Consider the following 22,074-nt stretch of genomic DNA (forward strand, 5'->3'; position numbering starts at 1 on the left):
CCTTCTGCGACAGGGGAGTTGGGGCGGACCGGGCTCCGCCGGGACAGCGGGTTCGGGACGGGCCTGGCTCCGCCGGGAAATCCACCGGGAGAATCCGCCGGAATTCGGCGTGCTAGGGCCCGTCCCGCCGCGTCAGGCGGCGTCCAGCTCCGCCACCTCGTCCGCGGTGAGAACGAGATCGGCCGCCGCCGCGGAGTCCGCGGCGGTCTCCGGCCGGCTGGACCCCGGAATCGGCACCACCGTGGGCGACTTGGCCAGCATCCAGGCCAGGCACACCCGCTGCGGACTCACCCCGTGCGCCTCGGCGATCCGGGCGAACGAGGCGTACGAGGAGCCGAGTTCACCCGCGTTCTTGATACCTCCGAACGGGCTCCACGGCAGGAAGGCGATGTCCAGCTCGGCGCAGAGTTCAAGCTCCGGCTCGCTGGAACGGAAGGCCGGCGAGAACTGGTTCTGTACGGAGACCAGCCGGCCGCCCAGGATCTCGTCGGCCGCCCGGATCTGCTCCGGATTCGCGTTGGAGATGCCAGCCTGCTGGATCTTGCCCTCGTCCAGCAGATCGCGCAGGGCGCCGACCGACTCCTCGTACGGCACCTTCGGGTCCGGACGGTGGAACTGGTACAGCCCGATCGCCTCCACCCCGAGCCGGCCGAGCGACGCCTCACAGGCGCGCCGCAGATACTCGGGGGAGCCGTCCAGCGTCCATGAACCGTCACCGGGGCGCAGATGGCCGCCCTTCGTGGCCACCAGGACCTCGGGTCCGCGCGGGTGCGTGGCGAGGGCCTTGGCGATCAGGGTCTCGTTGTGACCGACGTCGGTGGCGAGCAGATGGTAGGCGTCGGCCGTGTCGATCAGTGTCACCCCGGCGTCCAGCGCGGCGTGCAGAGTGGCGAGGGAACGGGCCTCGTCGGGCCGGCCCTCGATCGACATCGGCATGGCGCCCAGGCCGATCGCGCTGACGTCGACGGTTCCGATGCGGCGAGTCTTCATGGTGGGGGGACACCTTTCCTGCTGCGGGGGAACGAGTTGCCGGTTCTCCCCCAGCCTCGCCGCTGATCGGCGGCGCGTCCAACAGAAGAGGACGAGATCTTCCGGAAGAGGACGAAATCTTCGTCGCGTTCGCCACGCTGCCGCTCGCGGGCGCGGTGGGAGCACTCGCGCGGTCCAGGCACTCGCGCCGTGGAGGCAATCGTGCCGTGGGCCCTCCTCGCGGAACCCGGCAGGGACCGGCTCAGGGACGCTCCAGCCATCCCCGGACGAAGGCCGCCTGCCCGGCATGCTGGAGATCGTCGGAGACGACGCTGACCAGCCGCACCCCCAGGGTCACCGCCGGGGTCCACCCCTCGTCGACGACCCGTCCGAGATCGGCGTCCTTGAGCGTGCCGAGATAGGCGACCGTCCGGTCGTGGACGGCGTCGTGGTACCCGGCGAGCAGTTCCGCCGTGACACCGCCGAGTTTCGCCACATCCTTGGCGGAGTGCCCGTAACCGGTCGCGCCGGGGCGGAACGAGAGCCCGAACCGCCCGTGCCACCCCTCCGCCGTCCACACCTGCTCCGTACCGGCGGCGTCCGCGATGTGGTCGTCCTGGACCCGGGTGAGATGCCAGACGAGCCAGGCGATCGAATTCGCCCCGTCGTCGATCCGTACCTCCAGCTCGTCGGGGGAGAGCCCGCCGACCACTTCGTGGACCGTCTCGCGGATACGGCCGAAGGCGTCGACGAGCAGATCCGCGCTCGCGGTGGTCGGGGTGTCGGTCATGGTCGGCTCCCTTGTTCCTCGGTGGGCCCGGACTCCTCCGTCAGGTCCGTTCCCATGGGGATTCCAGGGTCGCCCACCGGACCTCAGCGCGCCAGGAACGCCGAGACGCGCCCCCGCAGCGAGGCCGGGTCCAGCCCCTGCCCCGCGACATGTTCCTCCAGCGAGCCGTAGCGGCGCAGCTCACGGCGGTCCACCCCGAGCCCGAGCACCCGGTGCGGCGTCTCGGCCAGCGCGTCGTTGGCGGCGGCCGTGGAGGTCCCGGCGAGATACGGCTCCACGAGCACCACATCGGCCCGGTCCGCGCCCGCCACGGCCCGGCGCAGCGCCGCGCCGTCGAAGGGCCGTACGGTCGTCGCGTACAGCACCGTGGTGTCCAGGCCCTCCGTCGCCGCCAGTACGTTGTCCAGCAGCGGCCCGACGGCCACCACGACCCCGCCCCGGCCCTCGCGTACGGTGCTGAAGCCGTTCCCCGTCACCTCGCGTGCCCGGTCGTTGCTCTGGAGCGACAGCCGTACGTACACCCGGTCGTCCCCGGCGGCGGCCTGCCGCAGCAGGGCCTCGGCCTCGTCGGGGTGGCCCGGCACCTGGACCGTCCAGCCGTCGAGCGTGTCCAGCAGCGCGACATCGCCGGGCGCCATATGGGTGAAGCCGCCCGCCGGCGAGTCGTACGACGCCCCCGCGCTCACCAGGACTCCGCCCACGCCCTGGTGGCCGAAGTCCAGCTTGACCTGCTCGAAGGGGCGCTCGACCAGGAAGCTGGCGAAGGTGTGCACGAGGGGGCGCAGGCCCGCGAGGGCGAGCCCGCCGCCCACGCCGACCAGAAGCTGTTCCCGGATCCCGACATTGATCACCCGGTCCGGATGGCGGCGCTCCGCCTCCACGAAACCGGCGGCGCTGATCTCGGCGAGGACCACCGCGATACGAGGATCCTCGTCGAGAAGGCTGGAGGCGGTGGAGATGAAACGGTCACGCATGGTGTCCATGGAGCTGTACCTCTCTCGGTGCGCGCCCCGGTCTCGTCCGGCGCGCGGCTGGTTCTCAGGGACCGGGTCAGGACTTCGGCTCGACACGGGCCACGACCGCGCGGGGCCGCCCGGCGTGCGGTGCGGTGAACGCCCTGTACAGCGCCTCGTGATCACGGCCGTCCACGGTCACGGCCGACCAGCCTGCCGCCTCGAACCGGGAGGCGATACCGCCGGGCCAGCCATGGGTCGCGGAGCTGTTGTCGACCACGAGGGTGTGGAGCTGTTCGAGCCCGGCGGGGCCCGCGTAGGCGATCGCCTCGTGGTTGCTGCCCTCGTCCAGCTCGGCGTCGCCGATCAGCACCCACACGCGCGGCTCCGTCAGCCCCCGCGCCCGCAGCCCGAGCACACTGCCCACGGCGAGCGGCAGCCCGTGCCCCAGGGAGCCGCTGCTGATCTCGATCCCCGGTACCAGGGTCCGGTCGGGGTGGTGGCCGAGCGGTGAGTCGTACGCACCGAAGCCGGGCAGCAGCTTCTCGGCGAGGAACCCCTTGGCGGCGAGGACCGCGTAGTACGCCATCGGCCCGTGCCCCTTGGAGAGCAGGAACCTGTCCCGCCCGACCGCGTCGGCGTCCCCGGGCGTCACCCGCAGCACCCGGTCGTAGAGCACCCAGAGCGCGTCCAGGGTGGAGGTCGCGGCGGGCCCGTGCTTCTCGTCACCGGTCATCAGGGCCATGAGCCGGTGCAGCTCCCGCAGGGCGGCGCCGGGAGACGAGGACGCCGGCCGGGTCTCCGGTACGGTCCCGGTGGCCGCGCCGCTCGTGCCGTTGGTGCGCGTCGTGCCTGTGCTTGTCATACGAGCCACGGTGCAACGTCAAGCGCACTTGAGGTCAAGGCGGCCCCTGCCGGGAAAGCGATTCGTGACCACCGGCAGGAGTGCGGTATTGTTCTCATGCACGTTCGGACCAGGGAAACCCCAGGTCAGACGGGCACCGGGACGTGGCGCAGCTTGGTAGCGCACTTGACTGGGGGTCAAGGGGTCGCAGGTTCAAATCCTGTCGTCCCGACTTGTGTTTTCGCAGGTCGTAGGCGGTATCGGAGAAATCCGGTACCGCCTTTCGGTGTTTCTTGGGGACCAGTTGAGGATCAGCCGCACCTAGGCCGTTTCGTTGGATCATCTGATCGTTGGTCTGGGTGTGTCGTTGACTGACGCGCAGTGGGCGCGGATCGAGCCGTTACTTCCAGACCGGTCGCCCAAGCGGGGTGGGCGGTGGCGGGCCCATCGACAGGTGATCGACGCGCTCGCGTTCAAGTTCCGGACCGGCTCGCAGTGGGTGCACCTGCCAGAGCGGTACGGCAACTGGCGGGGCGTCTACAACCGGCTACGGATGTGGGCCGTGGACGGCACCTGGGAGCGGGTGTTCACCGCGCCCATGGCCCAGGCCGATGCCGACGAGGACCCGAACTGGGCCGTCTCGGTGGACTCGACGATCGTGCGCGCTCACCAGCACGCCGCCTGGGCCCGCGAAAAGGGCCCCGGCCGGCGAGCCGCACGACCATGCCATCGGCCGGTCCCGCGGAGGGCTGACCACAAAGATCCATCTCGCGTCCGACGCCGACTGCCGGCCCCTGGCCTTCGTTCTCACCGCCGGACAGGCCGGTGATGCTCCCGCCTTTCCAGACGTGGTGGCCCAACTGCGCGTCCCCCGCCCACGCGGGCGGCCCCGGACCAGGCCGGACACGGTCCTGGCCGACAAGGCGTACTCCTCACGCGCCATTCGCGAGCACTTACGCAAGCGCGGTATCCGAGCAGTGATCCCCGATCCCCGTCCCGGCAGACCAGCGGGGCCACCGGCTGCGGCGCGGCAGCCAAGGCGGCAGACTCCCAGCCTTCGACCGCGAGGCATACAAACAACGCAACACCGTAGAGCGATGCGTCAACCGCTTGAAGCAATGGCGCGGCATCGCCACCCGCTACGAGAAGACCGCCACCATCTACCTGGCCGGACTCCACATCGCAGGCATCTTCCTATGGTCAGCCCGATGATCCAAACGAAACGGCCTAGCGGGATAGGGCGTCACGCGGTTCCGTCACGGTGACGCCATAGCCGAACGCCGCTTTCGCCTCAGGAGGCCTGGCTGTTCTGCACGGGATCGGACGGCTTCACGTTCACGCCTCGCGCGCCCCTCGTACGTGCCTGCCGCCTGGTGAACCGGGGACTCCATCCTGGTCGTGACCTGGGGTGATACGTCGCCGAACAGCCACTGTCTGGTGGCTGTCCCTGCCAGGACGAACCGGGTGGAGGCAGCATGTCGGAACGGGTCGGAAACGTCTCACGGACTGAGCCGACCCCTGGCCCGGCCCCGTACCCACACCACTACAGCTCAGGGAACGGGGCCTGGTTGGTTCAGACCTGAGGCCGCCGCGGCGCTCGCTGCCCGCATTTTGGAATGGCGAGTGATTCGGGACCGGAACCTGGGCGTCTCCAAGGGCGCCGTCAGCCAGCACCTGGCACTCCTGAAGAAGGACGACTATCGCTGGTCCGCGGTCGTCCGGGTCGGAGGATCCCGCTGATCGATCGGTGCACGGTTGTGTCGCAGCGGGGGTAGACGGAGACTTGAACGGAAGGCCGCCGAGCGCCGACGCTCCGCCGGGCGGCCCGGCGGCGGCACCATCGTTCCACCTGAAGTGGGTGAGCTGCCCACAGGCGCATACCGGAGCTAAGGCCCTCTGCCGTACCCCGATTGCCGGGTGTCAGGCTTCGGTGCCGTCTCCATCCGTGCCGTGCTGCGGTCATGCCGGGGCACCGAAGGAGCAATCATGAAAGCAGCGGTATACGAAGGTGCGCGAACGGTCACAGTGAAGGACGTACCGGACGCGAAGATCGAGCACCCCTGCGACATCATCGTCAAGATCACCACCACCAACATCTGCGGTTCGGACCTGCACATGTACGAGGGCCGCACCTCCTTCGAGACTGGCCGCACCCTGGGACACGAGAACATGGGTCAGGTCGTGGAGGTCGGCTCGGCCGTCCGCAAGGTCCAGGTCGGCGAGTATGTGGTGCTGCCCTTCAACATCGCCTGCGGCTTCTGCAAGCAGTGCGAGCGGGGTCTGACCAACTACTGCCTGACCATGCAGCCGGTACCGGCATTCGCCGGAGCCGCCTACGGATTCGCCGACATGGGCCCCTACCAAGGCGGCCAGGCGGAACTGCTGCGCGTGCCCTACGGCGACTTCAACGCGCTGCGTCTGGGCGAGGACGCCGCTGAGCAGCAGACCGACTACGTGATGCTCTCCGACATCTTCCCCACCGGCTATCACGCCACCGAGATGGCCCACGTCAAACCGGGCGACCAGACGATCGTCTTCGGAGCCGGTCCCGTCGGGCAGATGGCGGCCTACTCCGCCCTCCTCAAGGGCGCCAGCCGCGTCTGGGTGGCCGACCACCAGCCCGACCGGCTGCGCAAGGCGGAGGAGATCGGTGCCATCCCGATCAACACCGCGGAGCAGAACCCGGCGGAGGTCGTCAAGGAGGCCACCCTCGGTCTGGGCGCCGACAACGGCTGTGAATGCGTCGGCTACCAGGCACACGACGCCGAAGGACACGAGGACGCCAGCCTCACGCTCAACGGACTGATCGACTCGGTCAGGTTCACGGGCGACATCGGCGTGGTGGGCGTGTTCATGCCCGAGGACCCCGGCGGTGCCGAGGCCCAAGGGGAGCTGGAGGCGCAGGGCAAGATCCCGATCGACTTCGGCATGATGTGGTTCAAGGGTCAGCACATGGGCACGGGGCAGGCGCCGGTGAAGAGGTATAACCGGGCGCTGCGGGATCTGATCGCCGGCGAGAAGGCAAAGCCGAGCTTCATCGTCTCCCACGAACTCAGCCTGGACGAAGCCCCCACCGCCTACGAGCACTTCGACGCCCGTGACGAGGGCTGGACCAAGGTGGTCCTGCACCCCAACGGACACGGAAACGGCCACAAGCAGTGAGGGACCCAAGGACCGCCGTCCGCCTGTGCCCCCGGACCCGGGCCGGGGGACGGGCGGCGATCGCCCCGGTTCCGCCGGGGTTGGACGGGCGGGTGTCGCCTGCGCTCCGGTCGGACCTGAACCAGCGGCGATCGCCCGCGTCCGGCCCGGTAGGACGGACGCCGGGCTCCACCCGCCCAGCTCGACGGGCGCGTGCCTCGACACGCGAGGTCCGAACCCGCTCCGTAAGCCAATGTCATGGGTCTGTCGGTCATGCCCCTTGGCAAACCCACGGCGCGCGCCACGTTCACGCCTCGACTGGACACTGTGCCGGTTCGAGCGACGGAGGCTGAGGACCGAATGCGGGCGGCGCGGAAACCGACTGGCGCTCTTCACCTTCTCGCTTGGCGAAAAAGATTCCGTCGGCTTCCCAGACCGCCATATCGTCCTCACTCCACGGCAGGCTTGTCACCCAGCAGGGACTGTCGGTCGGCGTGAGTGAGGAAGCTGCGCTCTCGGAGACGCTGAGCCGCTGCCCCAACGAGCTGGTCACAGTCACCCTGGCCCGGTAGCGCCGGCCCCCTGGTGTGCCGGAAAGCGTGGACGGGGGAGACTCGGGTTCTGGTGACCAGGAGGACAAGAGCCGTGTAACGGGCACTACCTGATCTGGATGCTCGCCCACCTCGGCCTGGCCGGCGGCCGGGGAGCGACGAGGGACTCGCCGCTCATTGCGATCCGAGGCCGCCGATAGTCGGCGTGACAGGATTTACTTCACCCGCACAGATTCGAATTGAGCTTCGTGCTGCCTTCGAACCTCGCGACCTCAAGTGATATGGCGTAGAGGCCATGCGCCCCGTTCGAGGCGTAAGTGTACCAAGCTCGACCTGTATCGTTTCCGCCGTACCACGAGCGCCAGGGCCAGTAGGTTTTATAGCCGTTCAGGTCTTCTGATACGAATCGGATTTTTACGTGATGCCCGTCGGCCAATGTGTCGTAGGCGTACAATCCGAGATCTATCGTAGAGCCAGCGGAATTGGATTGCCAGTTTTTGTAATCGAGTTCTCCGCGCACCCCGGTCGCTTTGCACGTGATAGTGCCCGACGCCCCCGCCGCTTGGGCCGTTCCCGATGCGGTGAATACGGTGAAGAATGCCAGGCCCACGCTTGCGGAAAGCAAAGTTTTTCTCATGGTGCGATCCCCCTCTGATTGCTTGGATTCTTGTTTCGGTTATGTGCGATACGAAGCGTCACTGCGCTTTCCGCATCTATGTCTTGCTTCGTTTATGGGCTCGGGGCGGTCGAACGCTTCGTTTCCTTTTCGTTCGTCACCCATTCTCACCGTTCAAGCCTGGACCGTCCATGTCGGAGAGTGCACAGGATTTACCCCTGCGTCCACAGATCCGGGCAGAGTGAAACGTCCACCACCGCCCGCCCGCCGGCGCCACCACCGAACGACGGTGCCGCACCCGATGACCTCCCCGTCCCGCCCGGCCGGAACGAGCGACCCCGCCGGGCGGTCGAACTCCGGGGGCCAGGGCCCGCGCGGGCTCCGCTGCTCCGCGATCGCGCTGAACGCCTCCGCGTACTGGGCGCGCGCCTCCCGCCGGCGGCGGATCGCGTCCCGCGCGCCCTGCTCGGTCAGACCGCCCTCACGGGCTCGGACCAGTGCGCGGACGGCATCGGAGCGGTCCATGCCGAACTCGTCCACGCACCTGCCGTAGAACTCAAGGTCGTCGACAACGGCCATACGCACTGTCATATGCACCTCGCTGTTCAAGAAGATCCGCCTGGGCCGCTGCTGACGTGTCGTCTGCGCGGGGCCAGGTTGTTGCCCCGGCCGGGCAGAGCTGGACATCTGCTCACGCCGGGTGATCGGCTACTCGACGGCCTCCCACATGCGGGCGAACTGGTCATCGACGCCCTCAAGACGGCGGTCGCGACCCGCGGCGGCAGCGTGAACGGAGTGATCTTTCACGCGGACAGGGGTTCGCAGTACACGTCGGCCGCGTTGGCGCAGGTCTGCGACGGTTTTCGGGATCCGCAGGAGCATGGGCAGGGTCGGCTCGAACTACGACGACGCCCTCGCCGAATCCTTCTGGCAGGGACTCAAGAGGGAGGCGATGCACCAGCGGCTGTTCTCGACGATGCGTCAGGCCAGACTGGAGATCTTCCAGTGGCTCACCTACTACAACGCTCGCAGGCGCCACAGCGCACTCAACTACCTTTCACCTGCCGAGTTCGAACAGCAGCAGAGAGAACGTAGAATCACACGCGCAGCATGAACCCCGTGTCCACACTCCGGGGGACGCCTCACGGCCTTACCGCCATCCTCTGCTGCTACAAACGACTCGCTCGGCTCACGACATAGGACACGGTCTTAAGAGGCAGAGGGCTATGGCCGGTCTCCTGGCTATGCGGGCCGGTGACGACGAACCGCACGGGGCGTCAGCTGAGGGTCTCGATGAATCCGGCATCCGGGAGCCGTCACGACAGCCGGTTTTTGAGTGCCGGTCTTGGGGACCAGTTGGGGACCACACGCCCTGCGTCGGGGGCCACGTCGTGCATCGCGGTGAACGTTTTGCGCCAGAGGTCGACATGTTACGTCCCGATTTGGGTGCCATCGCAACGTTCTGGGGGTCAAGGGGGCGCAGGTTCAAATCCTGTCGTCCCGACTTGTGTTTTCGCAGGTCGTAGGCGGTATCGGAGAAATCCGGTACCGCCTTTCGGCGTACCTCCCCGCCGGCTACGCCGGCCGCTGTCCGGGTACCACGACCTCGGAACGGACAGCACGGGTAATCGCCGTGTGGCGCCCGGCCCTCACGGGGCAGGCAGGCGTACGACGAATCCGGCGAGGCTCTTCTGGACAAGTCCGTACGCCAGGACGGGCATGAGCAGGTGCGGTTTGTCCGGCATCGCCGCCGTGATCAGTACGGCGCCCGCGCTGCTGTTGCTCATTCCGCACGCCAGAGCGAGAGATGAACGTCCGCCCCGGTCCAGCCGCAGTGTCGTGCCGGCCGCGAGACCCAGCAGGAACGAGGCGCCGCATATTGCCGTGGCTGCGGTCACCGCGGCGCCGACCAGCAGGGGACGCGGATGGGCCAGGCAGGGGCCGAGCGCGCCGCTGGCGTTGACGTAGGTCGTGGCCAGTGAGGCGAGCAGGGCGGACGGCGTGACGCCGGTCTCCCAGAACGCTGACCATGAGGTCGGCATGACGGTGCGGCACAGCACCCCTGCCGCGCAGGGCAGCACGATGCTGGACAGTGCGAAGCTGCCGCGGCTCAGTTCTGCGGCGACGGCGAGTGTGTGGGCGTAGGGGCCGTGCAGCAGGGATGCCAAAAGGCTGATCACGAGCGGCGTGGTCAGCGGACTGACGAGCGTGGACCCCAGCACCGCGGCGACGACGGTCGGTTGGTCTCCGGCTCCTTTGGCCGTCCACACGGTGGCGTTGGCCGCCACCGGCATCGTCACGATCAGCACCATCGCCGTGACGAGGCCGCTGCCCTGATCGGAATCCGGCGTCCGGCGCAGCAGGGCGGCCAGGAGGGGGACGAGTGCCAGGGGAATCGTCAGATGGAGTACGAGTGCGGCCAGGAGGGCAAGCGGCCGTCGCAGCAACCCGGTCAAGGCGCCCAGCCGGATCTGGAAGCCGGCCGCGAACAGGAGCACGCCCAGCAGAACCGGCGGCAGATGCACGCTGACAGCGCCCACCGGGAGCGCGTGCGGCCGGCGCAGCCACAGGCCGGGCCCGGGCACCAGCAGTGCCGCGGCGTACGCGGCGAGAACGGCACGGCCCAGATGGCCGCGCAGCCACCCGGCGAACCAGGTGGCGCGGGAGACGGTGGCAGGCGGCACGGCTTCCTCGATGAGGCTGGAGCGGCAAACTGACAGCGAAGACGAGCCGGCCGGATATACCCGTGGAGCAGGAGAACAGGTCCATCGCCTCATCATGGGCAAGCAGCCCCGCGGTTTCGGACCGACCGGCCCGGCAGTCAGGATGCGTTCAGGTTGTCGCTGGCACGGTCACGTCATGACACAGGATTCATCGCGAACCGCGTCGTTCGTTGTACCCCGGCGGGCCTCCGGCGGCGGCCACAGGGCCCGCTGGAACAAGGTGCCCGAGATCACCGTCTACTTCTGGATCATCAAGGTCCTCTGCACGACCGTGGGAGAGACCGCGGCAGACATGCTCGCGGGAAACGCCGGACTCGGCCTGACCGGTGTGTCCGTACTGATGAGTGCCCTACTGGCGCTCGTGCTCATCGTCCAGTTCCGCACCCGCGCCTACCGGCCCGGCGTCTACTGGCCGGTCGTCGCACTGATCAGCGTCGTCGGCACTCTGATCAGTGACAATCTGACCGACAACATGGGGGTGCCGCTGGAGCTGAGCACGGCGGTGTTCGCTGTGCTGCTCGTGGCCACCTTCCTCTTCTGGTACGGACGCGAGAAGACGCTGTCCATCCACCGCATCGACACCACCAGCCGTGAAGCGTTCTACTGGCTCGCGGTCCTGTTCACCTTCGCTCTGGGCACCGCGGCCGGCGACCTCGTCGCCGAACGCATGGGCCTGGGCTACCTGACCTCGATCCTGGCCTTCGCCGCGGTCATCGCCGCGGTGGCCGTCGCCCACTTCGCGCTCGGCCTCAACGCGGTGTGGAGCTTCTGGATCGCCTACATCCTCACCCGCCCGCTGGGCGCCTCGATGGGCGACTACCTCTCCCAGCCCACCGGCGACGGCGGCCTGGGGCTGGGCACCGTGGTCACCAGCGTGCTCTTCCTCGCCGTCATCCTGGGCCTGGTCGTCCATCTCTCCGTGACCCGCAAGGACACCACACAGCTGCCCACTACGTCCTGAACCGTCCGTGCGCTGTGGCCCGGCTCGCCCCCTGGGGGGTCAGCCGGGCACTTCGGCGACGAAGTGTGCCCCGCCGTGTTCGGCGGCGTCGTGCCACACCCGTCCGCCGACCGACCGGGTCAGCCGCATGACCAGCGCCAGCCCGAGCCCGGCTCCGTCGTGCCCATCTGCGGGATCGGCGCGGCGGCCGGGCTGGAACAGCCGCGGCACGAACGACTGCGGCACTCCGGGACCGTCGTCGGCCACCGTGATCCGCACGCCCTCACACGTTGCCCGTGCGGACAGCGTCACGGCCGAGTCCGCGTAACGCAGTGCGTTGGCGTGCAGCGGGCTGACGATGCGCTCCAGCACCGCCTCGGCCACGCCGGCCCGCAGGTCGGGGTCCACGTGGACCAGAGTGCGCACCCCGGCACGTCCGCTCTCGCGGGCCAGGCCCTCCAGCACGACGCTCACCCGGCACGTCCCCGGCGCATCCGGTCCGGCTGCCGCGCCGGCGCGCGAGTCGGTCAGCAGGGTGTCGCAGATGGACTTCATCGAGGATGCCGCCTCAGCGATCACCGCGTGCGCCTGCCGGGTCTCGGCCGCGGTGCGTGGCCGGGCCTGCCACAGCTCCAGTTCCCCCATGACGCGGGCCAGCGGCGTGCGCAGTTCGTGCGACAGCTCTGCGGTCAGCTGCTGCTCGTGACGCAGCATGCTGCGTATCCGGTCCAGCAGAGCGTCCAGGGACGTTCCCAGCTGATGCAGTTCCTGTGGGGCCCCCGTCGAGGCGAAGCGGGTGGTCGAGGACACCGCGCTCCACTGGGTGGCCTGGTCGGTCATGACGGCAACCGGGCGCAGCGCGCGGGCGACGGACAACCTCGTCAGCAGATAGGTGCAGGCCAGCATGACCGCACCGAACCCCGCGGATCCTGCCAGCAGGGCGTTCGCCGAGCTGGTGTACGGGGCCATATCGACGGCCGTCACCACCATGACGCCTGAATGGCCCGGCGGGACCTGTTCCGCGCACAGCCGCCAGCCCGGGCGCTCGTCCGAGGAGGTGGCCGTCGTGCACGCCGAGGCGCCGTTGTGCGCCATCCGCTGGGCCGCCTGGGCAAGCCGGTGGTGGTGTCGGGCGGTCGGCGGCTGCTCGACCGCCCGTGATCCGTTATAGATCCACACGTTGGAGTCGAGGACTTCGTCGTGGGTCGTTTCCCGAACTCGTACTCGGTCGCCCGACACCTCCACGGTCGAGGCGACGGCGGCAAGGGTGCTGTGCAGCCGGTCGTCCGCCAGGGACTGCAAGTGCCGTGCCGCGACGGCGTTGAACACGATGGTGAGAGTCGTCAGCAGCAGGGCCGCCGCGGCCACGGCCACCAGGGCCAGCCGCCCCCGCAGGGTCCTCGGGGCGAAGCGTCGGAGGCTCGGCGTCATGAGAGGCGATGTCCGATGCCGCGCTGGGTGTGCACCGTCAGGGCGCTGTCGGCTGCGCGAAGCTTGCGCCGCAGCCTGCTCACATACTGATCCAGAGTGTTGTCACTGACCCACGCGCCGTCCGGCCAGCCGGCGCGCAGGAGTTCCCGGCGGCGCACCATCGTGCCGCCGGCCGCCACCAGAACGGCCAGCAGCCGGAACTCGGTGGGTGAGAGCAGGACCTGGTGGCCGTGCACGCGGGCGCTCAGTGAGATCGGGTCGATCTTGACGTCGCCCACGTACTGCTCCCGGGTGGGGGCGGCCCGCTTGAGCAGCGCGTTCGTGCGGGCGACGAGCTCGCGCAGGTGGAAGGGCTTGCACAGATAGTCGTCCCCTCCCGCGGAGAAGCCGGAGAGCCGGTCTGTCAGATGCCCCCGGGCGGTGAGGAAGATCACCGGAGCGTCGAGGCCGTTGGCCCGCATGGCCTGGCACACGTCGCGGCCATCGGCGTCGGGCAGGCCCACATCCAGCACCACCGCGGCGATCTCGGCGGTGGCCAGCTTCAGCGCGGTCGCGCCGTCCGCCGCCGGCACGGGTAGGAAGCCTTCCTCGGCAAGCCCTCGGCGCAGCACATCACGCAGGGCGTGGTCGTCCTCGACCACCAGAATCTTGTGAGACACCGGCTCCTCCTGAATGTGCACGCGCCGCCGAAGCGCCGGACGGTACCGGCACAGGCCGAGGGCGGCACCGGCAAGGCTGCCCGGCGGACCGCTTCCTCGCCCTCCCCATTGTCTACTGTCATGTAGACGCACATGGTGTCATGGCTGCCGCACGCCGGGGCCGCAGGATCAGTAGATCGGCGTCCGACGCGTGGAGTAGGCCGTACCGAACCAGGTGAACGACCTGATCGCCGATCGCGTCCGATCGCGTCGGCACCGCGATCCTCAAGAGTGCGGTCGCACCGTCGCGGACGTCGAGCTGTCTTCCGCGAGTTGCGTCCGAATGCCGCGAGGCACACGCACGCCGTGGCTGCGCAGGTTGCCGATGAATCGTGCGGCGAGCAGGTCCGGGTCGGCGGCCGTCACCGCCGCCAGCCTCCTGACCCACCGAGGCGAGAACGATCGCACCGCGCCCGGGAAGCCGGCGCTGATGGCACTCACGGGGCACACGGCGATTCCCAGGCCGGCGGCCGCGAGCTGCGGAGCCGCGGTGGTCACCGATGTCCTCATCACGGGCTCCGGGCGGACCCCAGCCTTGGTGAAGGACCGATCGAGCCAGGTGCTGAGGCCGTTCTCCGGGGCGAAGTGAACGAGGCACACACCGTCGAGATCGTGCATGTGCACGACAGGCTCTTGGGCCAGGGGATGGTCGGTCGGGGCCACCAGCACGATTTCCTCGTCAGCCACGACCGTGGTCGTGAAGCGGTCAGGCACGGGACCGGGCATCAATACGACGTCGACTTCGTCGGAGTCGATGAAGCCGTGGAGCTCGTCGACCGCCGTGGATTCACGCAGGGTGATCGCCACCCCCGGGTGGCGGTTGTGCCACTGGCGGACGACCGGGGCGAGCACGGACACAAGGCTCTGCGCACAGGCCAGCCGCAGCGATCCGCCAGCCGCTTCGCCGACGGCCCGTGCCGACCTCACCGCGGAGGCGGCCGCCTCGATCGCTCGTCTGGCATCCGTGACGGCGGCGCGCCCGGCGGGAGTGAGCTTCACCCCCCGGGGTTCGCGACGAAGCAGGGTCGTTCCTGTCTCGCGTTCCAGCACCGCGAGCTGATGAGAGACAGCGGGTTGCGACGCATGCAGGAGCAGTGCGGCCCGTGTGATCGATCCGGAGTCCGCGACCGCGACCAGGCATTCCAACGCTCGAAGAGAAGCCATCCAAAAATGCTATCCCAGCGCCCCAAACTATCGATGTCATGGAGGGAAGAGCTCGGGAGCCCTGATCGCTGCAACCGATGGCGCCTTCTCGTCCACGTCTTGCGAGGAGGGCCGCAACCGACGAAGGAGAGTTTCATGGCGCGGACGTTCGTCACGGGCGGTTCGGGGTTCATCGGGCAGGTGCTGGTGCGTCGGCTCCTCGACCAGGGGCACTCGGTCCGCGTACTGGTCAGAAGTGAGGCGTCGGCCGAGAAGGCATCGGTACTGGGCGCGACGCCGGTGCGAGGCGACTTGACCGACCCGGCCACATGGCGGAATCAGGTAACGGGCAGCGATGTGGTGTTTCACCTCGCGGCCGAGACGGACATCACCGCTGACCGTGAGCGTCATGAGCGTGCGACGGTTCGCGGAACCCAGGCAGCCGTCGACGCGGCCCGCTACGCGGAGGTTCCTCGGTTCGTCCACTGCGGGAGCGAAGCCGCGCTCCTCGCCGGCGACCCGCTCCTGGACATCGACGAGACCGCACTGCTGCGACCGGACTCGCAAGCCGCCTACAGCGCGGTGAAGGCCGTTGCGGAGAAGATCGTGCTCGACGCGAATGCCCCCGGCTTCGCCACCGTCTCGATCCGCCCGAGGTTCGTCTGGGGCCCCAACAGCATCCTCATCGAAGGCCTGGTGGCTGCGGTGAAGGCGGGGCGGTTCGCCTGGATCGACGGAGGCCGGCACACAACTGACGTCACATTCGTCGACAACGCTGTCGAAGGCCTCATGCTCGGTTGGCGGCGCGGCCGACCAGGCCAGGCCTACTTTGTCACCGACCGGCACCGCGTCGTCCTGCGTGAGTTCCTGGAGACCATGTTCGGGATCTATGGCGTCGATACGCCGATCCCCGACCTCGACGCGGAGACCGCCGCCCGCGAGGTCCCCGTTCCCGCCCGATGGTTCCTCGGCCAGCCATGCGTCCTGCGGACGGACAAGGCCGTGGCCGAACTCGGCTACGAGCCCGTTGTTTCGCACGCTACAGGGCTGGACGCCGTCAGGGATTCGGTGGCCGTCGGCCACCCGTGAACCGTCATCCACGTTCAACCGACACATGTCAACGTTCAACTGGAGAGAGACATAAATGAAGATCGTCACGATCGGAAGAGGAATGATCGGCGGAGGTCTGGCCGGCCTGTGGCGGACCGCGGGCCACGAGGTCGAAGAGCTCGGCCGTGACGGTGGGGACGCATCGGACGCGGAAGTCGTCCTGGTTGCGGTACCCGGCGCAAAGATCTCGGTCGCCCTGAGCAAGGTGACGGGGCTGGAGGGGAAGATCGCCATCGATGCGACCAACATCATGCCGGCGCGTCATGGTGACTTCCCGTCGTACGCCGAGGAGGTGAAGTCCTTCACCCACGCCCCGGTGGCCAAGAGCTTCAACATGAACTTCGGTGCGCTGTTCGGCGCGGTGCGCGAGCAGCGAGTGCGACCGAGCAACTGGTACGTCGCCGACGAGGGCGCCCGCGAGGTCACCGAGCAGCTCATCCGCGACGCCGGCTACGACCCGGTGCGCGTTGGTGATCTCTCACGAGCCCGCGACTTCGAGAACGCGGTCTGGCTGCTCATGGGCATCCAGCCGGTCGGGGGAGTGTTCTACCGGTTCGCCGTACCGGGCGAGCTCTGATCGACGTGGGAGTTCATCGGCCCGTACCCGCCGATCGGTGGGTACGGGCCGCCACCCTGAGCCATGGCGGCAGTTCGAGAGCGTGCTCCGGCGGTTCAGGACGGGCGGCCGACGGAGGAGACCTTCCGCGCCTTACCGAAGGGTGACGTTCCCCGGCGGATCACCGCGCTCGGTGTCGCCGCGGATCTAGCGTGGCCGTATGCGCGTACTGGTCACCGGCGGTGCCGGATTCATCGGGTCCCATGTCGTCGAGGCGCTGAGGGAGCGCGGGCACAAGGCTGTGGTGTACGACGTCCGTGGTGATCCCGGCGCCGATGTGCGCGACCCGGCGGCCATCGCCCGGGCGCTCACCGGTGTCGACGCCGTGTGCCATCAGGCGGCGATGGTCGGGCTGGGCGACGGGGTCGCCGACGCGGCGGAGTACGTCTCGCACAACGACCTCGGAACCGCCGTACTGCTCGCCGCGATGGCGGCGGCCGGTGTGCCGCGTCTCGTGCTGGCGGGGTCGATGGTCGTGTACGGGGAAGGGCGGTACGCGTGCCCGCGGCACGGTGTCGTACGGCCCGGACCGCGGGCCGTCGCCGATCTGGACGCGGGGTGTTTCGAGCCACGGTGTCCCGTGTGCGGGGAGCCTCCGGACCCCGCCCTGATCAGTGAGGACGCCCCGGCCGATCCGCGGAACGTGTACGCCACGACCAAGCTCGCGCAGGAGCACCTGGCCGCCGCGTGGGCCCGGTCGACGGGCGGGGCCGCGGTGTCGTTGCGCTACCACAACGTGTACGGGCCCCGGATGCCCCGCGACACCCCGTACGCGGGGGTGGCCTCCTTCTTCCGCTCGGCGCTGGCCCGGGGCGAGGCACCGCGGGTCTTCGAGGACGGGCGGCAGCGGCGGGACTTCGTGCATGTGCGGGACGTGGCCGCCGCCAACGTGGCCGCGCTGGCGGCCGGGACGGCGGGCGGTGCACTGACCGTCTACAACACCGGCAGCGGCGAGCCGCACACCGTCGGCGAGATGGCGTGGGCGCTGGCACTCGCACACGGTGGGCCCGAGCCGGTCGTCACCGGTGCGTACCGGCTGGGCGACGTCCGGCACATCACCGCGGACTCCGCACGGCTGCGCGCCGAGCTGGGCTGGAGGCCGGAGGTGAGGTTCGAGGAGGGGATGCGGGAGTTCGCGCGGGCCGGACTGCGCGGGGACTGACCGGATCCGGCGGGGGCCGGGGGGAGGCGCGCCCGCCCGGGCGGAGTGCGTCCCGCCGTCCGGACGGCGGGACGCACCTCCACCCGGGCGGGGCGGCCGCCGCACCGGTACGGCGCTCAGGGCGCCGCCGGCAGGGTCACCTCGAAGCGGCAGCCGCCCGGGATGTTCCGCACGGAGGCCCGTCCCTGGTGGGCCTCCACGATGCCCCGCACAATGGCGAGGCCCAGACCCGCGCCCGCCGGGGGCGTTCGGGCATCGGTGCCGCGCCAGCCGGTGTCGAAGACACGCGACAGGTCCTCCTCCGGGATTCCGCCGCAGCCGTCCGTGACGGACAACAGCACCACGGAACCGTCCGCCGCGCGCTCGGCGGCCACCGCGACGGTGCCGTCCGCCGGGGTCCGCCGGATGGCGTTGACCAGCAGGTTGCCCAGCACGCGGCTCATCTCCTTGCCGTCCACCTCCACCGGCACGGGCTCGACGCGGTGGCCGACCAGCCGTACCCCGTGTTCCCTTGCCAGCGGGTCGGCTCCCGCCAGCGCGTCGCCGACCAGGTCGTAGAGGGAGATGCGGCAGGGCGTCAGAGGGAGGGTTCCGGCGTGGATGCGGGAGAGTTCGAAGAGGTCGCCGACCATGCCGTTGAGGCGCTCGACCTCGGTGCGGATCTGTCTGAGGTAGCGGGCGGGGTCCGCGGCGACGCCGTCCTCCAGGGCCTCCGACATGGCGCGCAGGCCGGCCAGCGGGGTGCGCAGGTCGTGCGAGATCCAGGCGACCAGTTCCCGCCGGGAGGTCTCCAACGCCCGCTCGCGTGCCCGGGATTCGGCGAGCTTCGCGCTCCGGGCCGCCAGCTCCCGGCTGAGGGCCTCCAGTTCGGCGGTGGCCGGGCCGTGGGGAGCGACGAAGTCTCCGTCGTCACCGAACGAGCGGGCCGCGACGGCCAGTTCACGGCTGCGGGCGACGACCCAGCGGCCCAGCAGCAGAGCGGTGGCCAGGGACACCACGGCCGCCATGGCGACCACGGTGGTCACCACCGCCAGGTCGTGCGAGGAAAGGAACATGGCCTGTGCCACGGCCAGGGTGCCCGCGAGCATCGCCAGTACCCCGACCGCCGCCACTACGGCGAGCGAGGCGGTGAGCGAGCGACGTCGTAGCAGCCGCAGCACGCCCGTCCCGGCCAGCCCGGTGGAGGCGGCGCCGGCGAAGGCGTAGAGAGCGATGAGGAGCGTGTCACGCACGTCGGTCCCCCTCGGTGCTTCCGGGGTCGAAGCGGTAGCCCACGCCCCACACGGTCTGGATCATGCGGGGCCGGGCCGGGTCGTCCTCGACCTTGCCGCGCAGGCGCCGGACATGAACCGTGACGGTCGACAGGTCGCCGAAGTCCCAGCCCCACACCTCCCGCATCAGATCCTCCCGGCTGTACGCGCGCCCGGGGTGCCTCATGAAAAAGGAGAGCAGGTCGAACTCGCGTAGTGTGAGCGCGAGTTCGGCTCCGTTCTTGGCGGCACGGCGGGCCGCGGGGTCGACGGCGAGTCCAGCCGCGCCGAGCGGGCCCGTACCCGTGCCGGGCCGGGAGCGGCGCAGGACCGACTCCACGCGCAGGACCAGCTCCCGTGGGCTGAAGGGCTTGGTGACGTAGTCGTCGGCCCCGACCTCCAATCCGAGAATACGGTCGTCCTCGTCACCGCGAGCGGTGAGCATGATGACCGGCACCGGCCTGTGCCCCCGCAGCCGCCGGCAGACCTCCAGGCCGTCCATGCCGGGCAGCATCAGGTCCAGCACCACCAGGTCCGGCCGGTGCGCGGCGGCCCGGGTGAGGGCGGAGGGCCCGTCGGCGGCCCGGTCGACGACGTATCCGGCGCGGTCCAGGTATCCGGCGACGACCTCGGAGACGGTCGGATCGTCGTCGACGACCAGGACGCGCGAGGGCCGGCCGCTCCCGGATCGAGCTCTCAGGGGCTCGTACGGCTGATGCATGCCCCCAGCCTGGCACCGCGCACTCCCCTGCGTCGGCGCCGGACCCCGCCCGGCTGCCGACGTCCGTGTTTCGTAAGGACCGGCTGACCGAAATGCCCGGATCTCGTTCGTAGGGTGAAGCCGTGACCTTCCCACCACCACGAGACGTGGACGTCGTCCTCCCCTGCCTGAACGAGGCCGAGGCCCTGCCCTGGGTACTCGCGCGGATCCCGGACGGCTGGCGCGCCCTGGTCGTCGACAACGGTTCCACCGACGGTTCGGCACAGATCGCCCGCTCGCTCGGTGCGACCGTCGTGCACGAGCCGCGCCGGGGCTTCGGAGCGGCCTGCCACGCCGGACTCGCCGCGGCCCTCGCCGACATCGTCTGCTTCTGCGACTGCGACGCCTCCCTCGACCCCTCACTCCTCGTGCGCTTCGTCGACGAGATCCGCCGCCACGAGGCCGACCTGGTCCTCGGACGGCGGCGGCCGCAGAGCCGAGGCGCCTGGCCGGTGCACGCACGCGCGGGCAACCTCACCCTCGCGCGCCTGCTGCGCCGCCGCACCGGGCTGCGTCTGCACGACCTCGGACCCCTGCGGGCCGCCCGCCGTGAGCCGCTGCTCGCCCTCGGTCTCACCGACCGGCGCAGCGGCTACCCGCTGCAGATGGTCGTCCGGGCCGCCGACGCGGGCTGGCGGATCGCCGAGTACGACGTGCCGTACCTGCCGCGCAGCGGCGTCTCCAAGGTGACCGGCACCTGGCGGGGGACCTGGCAGGCGGTCCGGGACATGAGCCGCGTCCTCCAGGAGACCCCCGCACACGAAGGAGGAAGCCCGCGGTGACCACCATCCTCGTCATCGCCAAGGAGCCCCGGCCCGGCCGGGTGAAGACGCGGCTCACCCCGCCCTTCACCCCCGGTGAGGCCGCGGAACTGGCGGAAGCCGCGCTCGCCGACACCCTGCACACGGTGGCGGCCACACCGGCGTCGCGGCGCGTCCTGGTCCTCGACGGCGCTCCCGGATCCTGGCTGCCGCCCGGCTTCGACGTCGTACCGCAGTGCGCGGGCGGGCTGGACGAGCGGCTGGCGGACGCCTTCGCCCGCTGTGCCGGTCCGGCCCTGCTGATCGGCATGGACACCCCTCAGGTGACACCGGAACTGCTCACCGTGGACTTCGCCGACTGCGACGCGTACTACGGGCCCGCGGAGGACGGCGGCTTCTGGGCACTCGGTCTGGCCGAGCCCGCTCCCGGCCTGCTGCGGGGCGTGCCCATGTCGGCACCGGACACCGGGGCCGTGCAGCGGGAACGGCTGGTCGCCGCCGGGCTGCGCGTACGCGACCTGCCACGCCTGCGTGACGTCGACACCGTCGCCGACGCCCACGCGGTCGCCGCCCTGGCCCCCGGCGGCCGGTTCGCCGCGGGACTGGCCCGGTGCGCGTCGGCGACGGGCCCCCGGTGAGCACCACCGTGCCCCCGTGGGCGACCGCCGAATCCTACTCTGCGGCCCTGCGCGCGGGCGGGGGGCCGCTGTTCCTGCGCGGCGACGACGGCTCGCTGCTGCCGCTGGAAGTGGCACGCTGGTGCGCCCGCCCCGACCCGGCCGATCTGGACGTTCTGGACCGGTGCGAGGGCCCGGTGCTGGACGTGGGCTGCGGGCCCGGACGGCTGGCGGCGGAACTCACCGCGCGGGGCCGGACCGCTCTCGGTATCGATGTCAGCGAGGCCGCCGTCGCCCACACCCTACGACTCGGCGGGCGGGCGCTCCGGCGCTCCGTCTTCGAGTCGCTGCCCGGTGAGGGGCGTTGGGGCACCGTCCTGCTCATGGACGGCAACGTCGGCATCGGCGGCGACCCGGGCGCGCTCCTGGCGAGGGTCGCCGACATTCTGCGCCCCGGCGGTCTGCTCCTCGCCGAGACCGACCCGGTGGATGTCGACGAACGGGCCCGGGTGCGCGTGGTCGGTGTCCCCGGGACCCAGGCGGCCGGCGCCCCCTTTCCCTGGGCCCGGCTCGGCACCCCGGCCCTGTTGCGGTACGCGCCGGGCTGGGAGAGCGTCGGTCACTGGGCCGTCGGTGTCCGGCGCTTCGCGGCCCTGCGCAGCCGCAGGGCCACCAACAGCGCCGAGCCGCCGAAGAGGACGGCGGTGATCAGCAGCCAGCGAGTGAGGAAGCCGTCCGGCGACAGCCCGGTGGCCGACCGGTAGCGGTCCTCCACCATCCCGCTGATCAGCGGGAACCACACGAGCAGCAGCAGACAGGAGAGCGCGGCCGGGACACGCACGTACATCGTCCACCCATGGCGGCCGGCCGCGCGCAGTCCGTGGACGACGGCCCGGTCGGCCGCCACGTACAGCGGCAGCAGGACGAGGTCGTGGAGCAGCGCCGCGCCCACGATCCACAGCGTGACGCCGAACCAGTCGTCCGCGAGGAGCCGTACGC

General features: G+C 70.1%; 20 protein-coding genes, 1 tRNA gene and 2 pseudogenes. 11 read left to right on the plus strand and 12 right to left on the minus strand.

Going from position 1 to position 22,074, the window contains the following annotated elements; translation table 11 throughout:
- Positions 1 to 132: 132 nt before the first annotated feature.
- The 4 genes from ACIQ7D_RS02840 to ACIQ7D_RS02855 all read right to left on the minus strand — a co-directional run bounded on the left by ACIQ7D_RS02840 (position 133) and on the right by ACIQ7D_RS02855 (position 3,457).
- Complete coding sequence (locus ACIQ7D_RS02840) at positions 133 to 990, minus strand: aldo/keto reductase (protein ID WP_403932865.1); 858 nt, start codon at positions 988 to 990, stop codon at positions 133 to 135.
- A gap of 241 nt (positions 991 to 1,231) precedes the next feature.
- The gene (locus ACIQ7D_RS02845; protein ID WP_403932868.1) at positions 1,232 to 1,759 is read right to left on the minus strand and encodes a DUF664 domain-containing protein; all 528 of its coding nucleotides are present in this window, start codon (positions 1,757 to 1,759) and stop codon (positions 1,232 to 1,234) included.
- A gap of 83 nt (positions 1,760 to 1,842) precedes the next feature.
- The gene (locus ACIQ7D_RS02850) at positions 1,843 to 2,742 is read right to left on the minus strand and encodes a transketolase (protein ID WP_403932871.1); all 900 of its coding nucleotides are present in this window, start codon (positions 2,740 to 2,742) and stop codon (positions 1,843 to 1,845) included.
- A gap of 67 nt (positions 2,743 to 2,809) precedes the next feature.
- The gene (locus ACIQ7D_RS02855; protein WP_403933796.1) at positions 2,810 to 3,457 is read right to left on the minus strand and encodes a transketolase; all 648 of its coding nucleotides are present in this window, start codon (positions 3,455 to 3,457) and stop codon (positions 2,810 to 2,812) included.
- A 257-nt stretch (positions 3,458 to 3,714) separates the two neighbouring features.
- Here ACIQ7D_RS02855 and ACIQ7D_RS02860 point away from each other — a divergent pair.
- The 3 genes and pseudogenes from ACIQ7D_RS02860 to ACIQ7D_RS02870 all read left to right on the plus strand — a co-directional run bounded on the left by ACIQ7D_RS02860 (position 3,715) and on the right by ACIQ7D_RS02870 (position 6,718).
- A tRNA-Pro gene (locus ACIQ7D_RS02860) sits at positions 3,715 to 3,788 on the plus strand.
- Positions 3,789 to 3,902: 114 nt separating this feature from the next.
- Positions 3,903 to 4,768: pseudogene (locus ACIQ7D_RS02865) on the plus strand (IS5 family transposase).
- Between the two features lie 774 nt (positions 4,769 to 5,542).
- Positions 5,543 to 6,718 (plus strand): glutathione-independent formaldehyde dehydrogenase, encoded by a 1,176-nt coding sequence (locus ACIQ7D_RS02870; protein ID WP_403932874.1) that lies wholly within the window; start codon positions 5,543 to 5,545, stop codon positions 6,716 to 6,718.
- 750 nt (positions 6,719 to 7,468) lie between these two features.
- Here ACIQ7D_RS02870 and ACIQ7D_RS02875 read toward each other — a convergent pair.
- Both ACIQ7D_RS02875 and ACIQ7D_RS02880 read right to left on the minus strand, forming a co-directional pair.
- Positions 7,469 to 7,885 (minus strand): hypothetical protein, encoded by a 417-nt coding sequence (locus tag ACIQ7D_RS02875; RefSeq protein WP_403932877.1) that lies wholly within the window; start codon positions 7,883 to 7,885, stop codon positions 7,469 to 7,471.
- A 153-nt stretch (positions 7,886 to 8,038) separates the two neighbouring features.
- Positions 8,039 to 8,443, minus strand: coding sequence for a hypothetical protein (locus ACIQ7D_RS02880; protein ID WP_403932880.1), 405 nt, complete (start codon positions 8,441 to 8,443; stop codon positions 8,039 to 8,041).
- 100 nt (positions 8,444 to 8,543) lie between these two features.
- Between ACIQ7D_RS02880 and ACIQ7D_RS02885 the strand changes: the two are divergent.
- Positions 8,544 to 8,978: pseudogene (locus ACIQ7D_RS02885) on the plus strand (IS3 family transposase); the annotation flags it as partial.
- Between the two features lie 535 nt (positions 8,979 to 9,513).
- Here the strand turns inward: ACIQ7D_RS02885 and ACIQ7D_RS02890 are convergent.
- Complete coding sequence (locus ACIQ7D_RS02890) at positions 9,514 to 10,548, minus strand: sodium-dependent transporter (protein WP_403932883.1); 1,035 nt, start codon at positions 10,546 to 10,548, stop codon at positions 9,514 to 9,516.
- Positions 10,549 to 10,723: 175 nt separating this feature from the next.
- Here ACIQ7D_RS02890 and ACIQ7D_RS02895 point away from each other — a divergent pair, with 175 nt between their 5' ends.
- Positions 10,724 to 11,548 carry a hypothetical protein gene (locus tag ACIQ7D_RS02895; RefSeq protein WP_403932886.1) on the plus strand — a complete coding sequence of 275 codons (825 nt, stop codon included), beginning with the start codon at positions 10,724 to 10,726 and terminating at the stop codon, positions 11,546 to 11,548.
- Between the two features lie 39 nt (positions 11,549 to 11,587).
- Here ACIQ7D_RS02895 and ACIQ7D_RS02900 read toward each other — a convergent pair whose 3' ends face one another.
- From ACIQ7D_RS02900 to ACIQ7D_RS02910, 3 genes are all read right to left on the minus strand, one after another.
- Positions 11,588 to 12,958, minus strand: coding sequence for a sensor histidine kinase (locus ACIQ7D_RS02900; RefSeq protein ID WP_403932889.1), 1,371 nt, complete (start codon positions 12,956 to 12,958; stop codon positions 11,588 to 11,590).
- The gene (locus tag ACIQ7D_RS02905) at positions 12,955 to 13,617 is read right to left on the minus strand and encodes a response regulator transcription factor (RefSeq protein ID WP_403932892.1); all 663 of its coding nucleotides are present in this window, start codon (positions 13,615 to 13,617) and stop codon (positions 12,955 to 12,957) included. The genes ACIQ7D_RS02900 and ACIQ7D_RS02905 overlap by 4 nt, the downstream gene beginning before the upstream one ends.
- Positions 13,618 to 13,881: 264 nt before the next feature.
- Positions 13,882 to 14,820: a LysR family transcriptional regulator gene (locus ACIQ7D_RS02910; RefSeq protein ID WP_403932895.1), complete on the minus strand. Its 939-nt coding sequence runs from the start codon at positions 14,818 to 14,820 to the stop codon at positions 13,882 to 13,884.
- A gap of 135 nt (positions 14,821 to 14,955) precedes the next feature.
- On the opposite strand from ACIQ7D_RS02910, the gene ACIQ7D_RS02915 reads away from it, so the two are divergent.
- The 3 genes from ACIQ7D_RS02915 to ACIQ7D_RS02925 all read left to right on the plus strand — a co-directional run bounded on the left by ACIQ7D_RS02915 (position 14,956) and on the right by ACIQ7D_RS02925 (position 17,687).
- Complete coding sequence (locus ACIQ7D_RS02915) at positions 14,956 to 15,888, plus strand: NAD-dependent epimerase/dehydratase family protein (RefSeq protein ID WP_403932898.1); 933 nt, start codon at positions 14,956 to 14,958, stop codon at positions 15,886 to 15,888.
- A gap of 55 nt (positions 15,889 to 15,943) precedes the next feature.
- Complete coding sequence (locus tag ACIQ7D_RS02920) at positions 15,944 to 16,486, plus strand: NADPH-dependent F420 reductase (RefSeq protein ID WP_403932901.1); 543 nt, start codon at positions 15,944 to 15,946, stop codon at positions 16,484 to 16,486.
- Positions 16,487 to 16,685: 199 nt separating this feature from the next.
- Positions 16,686 to 17,687 (plus strand): NAD-dependent epimerase/dehydratase family protein, encoded by a 1,002-nt coding sequence (locus ACIQ7D_RS02925; protein ID WP_403932904.1) that lies wholly within the window; start codon positions 16,686 to 16,688, stop codon positions 17,685 to 17,687.
- A gap of 116 nt (positions 17,688 to 17,803) precedes the next feature.
- On the opposite strand, the gene ACIQ7D_RS02930 is transcribed toward ACIQ7D_RS02925, so the two are convergent.
- Together ACIQ7D_RS02930 and ACIQ7D_RS02935 are read right to left on the minus strand one after the other, a co-directional pair.
- Positions 17,804 to 18,919, minus strand: coding sequence for a sensor histidine kinase (locus ACIQ7D_RS02930; protein ID WP_403932907.1), 1,116 nt, complete (start codon positions 18,917 to 18,919; stop codon positions 17,804 to 17,806).
- A complete protein-coding gene (locus tag ACIQ7D_RS02935) occupies positions 18,912 to 19,658 on the minus strand; it encodes a response regulator transcription factor (RefSeq protein ID WP_403932910.1) in 747 nt (248 codons plus the stop codon). Before ACIQ7D_RS02935 ends, ACIQ7D_RS02930 begins: the two co-directional genes overlap by 8 nt.
- 122 nt (positions 19,659 to 19,780) lie before the next feature.
- On the opposite strand from ACIQ7D_RS02935, the gene ACIQ7D_RS02940 reads away from it, so the two are divergent.
- Genes ACIQ7D_RS02940 through ACIQ7D_RS02950 form a run of 3 tightly spaced genes read left to right on the plus strand, consistent with a single transcriptional unit; the run spans position 19,781 to position 21,839 of the window.
- Positions 19,781 to 20,479, plus strand: a complete 699-nt coding sequence (locus ACIQ7D_RS02940) for a glycosyltransferase family 2 protein (RefSeq protein WP_403932913.1) — start codon at positions 19,781 to 19,783, stop codon at positions 20,477 to 20,479.
- Positions 20,476 to 21,096 (plus strand): DUF2064 domain-containing protein, encoded by a 621-nt coding sequence (locus tag ACIQ7D_RS02945; protein WP_403932916.1) that lies wholly within the window; start codon positions 20,476 to 20,478, stop codon positions 21,094 to 21,096. The genes ACIQ7D_RS02940 and ACIQ7D_RS02945 overlap by 4 nt, the downstream gene beginning before the upstream one ends.
- A complete protein-coding gene (locus ACIQ7D_RS02950) occupies positions 21,093 to 21,839 on the plus strand; it encodes a class I SAM-dependent methyltransferase (RefSeq protein WP_403932919.1) in 747 nt (248 codons plus the stop codon). Before ACIQ7D_RS02945 ends, ACIQ7D_RS02950 begins: the two co-directional genes overlap by 4 nt.
- Positions 21,840 to 22,074: the final 235 nt, after the last annotated feature.

The sequence above is a fragment of the Streptomyces sp. NPDC096310 genome (assembly GCF_044763125.1).
Lineage (GTDB): Bacteria > Actinomycetota > Actinomycetes > Streptomycetales > Streptomycetaceae > Streptomyces.

Coding starts and splice junctions, on each gene's coding strand:
- ACIQ7D_RS02840 (WP_403932865.1), bottom strand. CDS start 990: ATGAAGACTCGCCGCATCGGAACCGTCGACGTCAGCGCGATCGGCCTG.
- ACIQ7D_RS02845 (WP_403932868.1), bottom strand. CDS start 1,759: ATGACCGACACCCCGACCACCGCGAGCGCGGATCTGCTCGTCGACGCC.
- ACIQ7D_RS02850 (WP_403932871.1), bottom strand. CDS start 2,742: ATGGACACCATGCGTGACCGTTTCATCTCCACCGCCTCCAGCCTTCTC.
- ACIQ7D_RS02855 (WP_403933796.1), bottom strand. CDS start 3,457: ATGGCCCTGATGACCGGTGACGAGAAGCACGGGCCCGCCGCGACCTCC.
- ACIQ7D_RS02870 (WP_403932874.1), top strand. CDS start 5,543: ATGAAAGCAGCGGTATACGAAGGTGCGCGAACGGTCACAGTGAAGGAC.
- ACIQ7D_RS02875 (WP_403932877.1), bottom strand. CDS start 7,885: ATGAGAAAAACTTTGCTTTCCGCAAGCGTGGGCCTGGCATTCTTCACC.
- ACIQ7D_RS02880 (WP_403932880.1), bottom strand. CDS start 8,443: ATGGCCGTTGTCGACGACCTTGAGTTCTACGGCAGGTGCGTGGACGAG.
- ACIQ7D_RS02895 (WP_403932886.1), top strand. CDS start 10,724: ATGACACAGGATTCATCGCGAACCGCGTCGTTCGTTGTACCCCGGCGG.
- ACIQ7D_RS02900 (WP_403932889.1), bottom strand. CDS start 12,958: ATGACGCCGAGCCTCCGACGCTTCGCCCCGAGGACCCTGCGGGGGCGG.
- ACIQ7D_RS02910 (WP_403932895.1), bottom strand. CDS start 14,820: ATGGCTTCTCTTCGAGCGTTGGAATGCCTGGTCGCGGTCGCGGACTCC.
- ACIQ7D_RS02915 (WP_403932898.1), top strand. CDS start 14,956: ATGGCGCGGACGTTCGTCACGGGCGGTTCGGGGTTCATCGGGCAGGTG.
- ACIQ7D_RS02920 (WP_403932901.1), top strand. CDS start 15,944: ATGAAGATCGTCACGATCGGAAGAGGAATGATCGGCGGAGGTCTGGCC.
- ACIQ7D_RS02925 (WP_403932904.1), top strand. CDS start 16,686: ATGCGCGTACTGGTCACCGGCGGTGCCGGATTCATCGGGTCCCATGTC.
- ACIQ7D_RS02935 (WP_403932910.1), bottom strand. CDS start 19,658: ATGCATCAGCCGTACGAGCCCCTGAGAGCTCGATCCGGGAGCGGCCGG.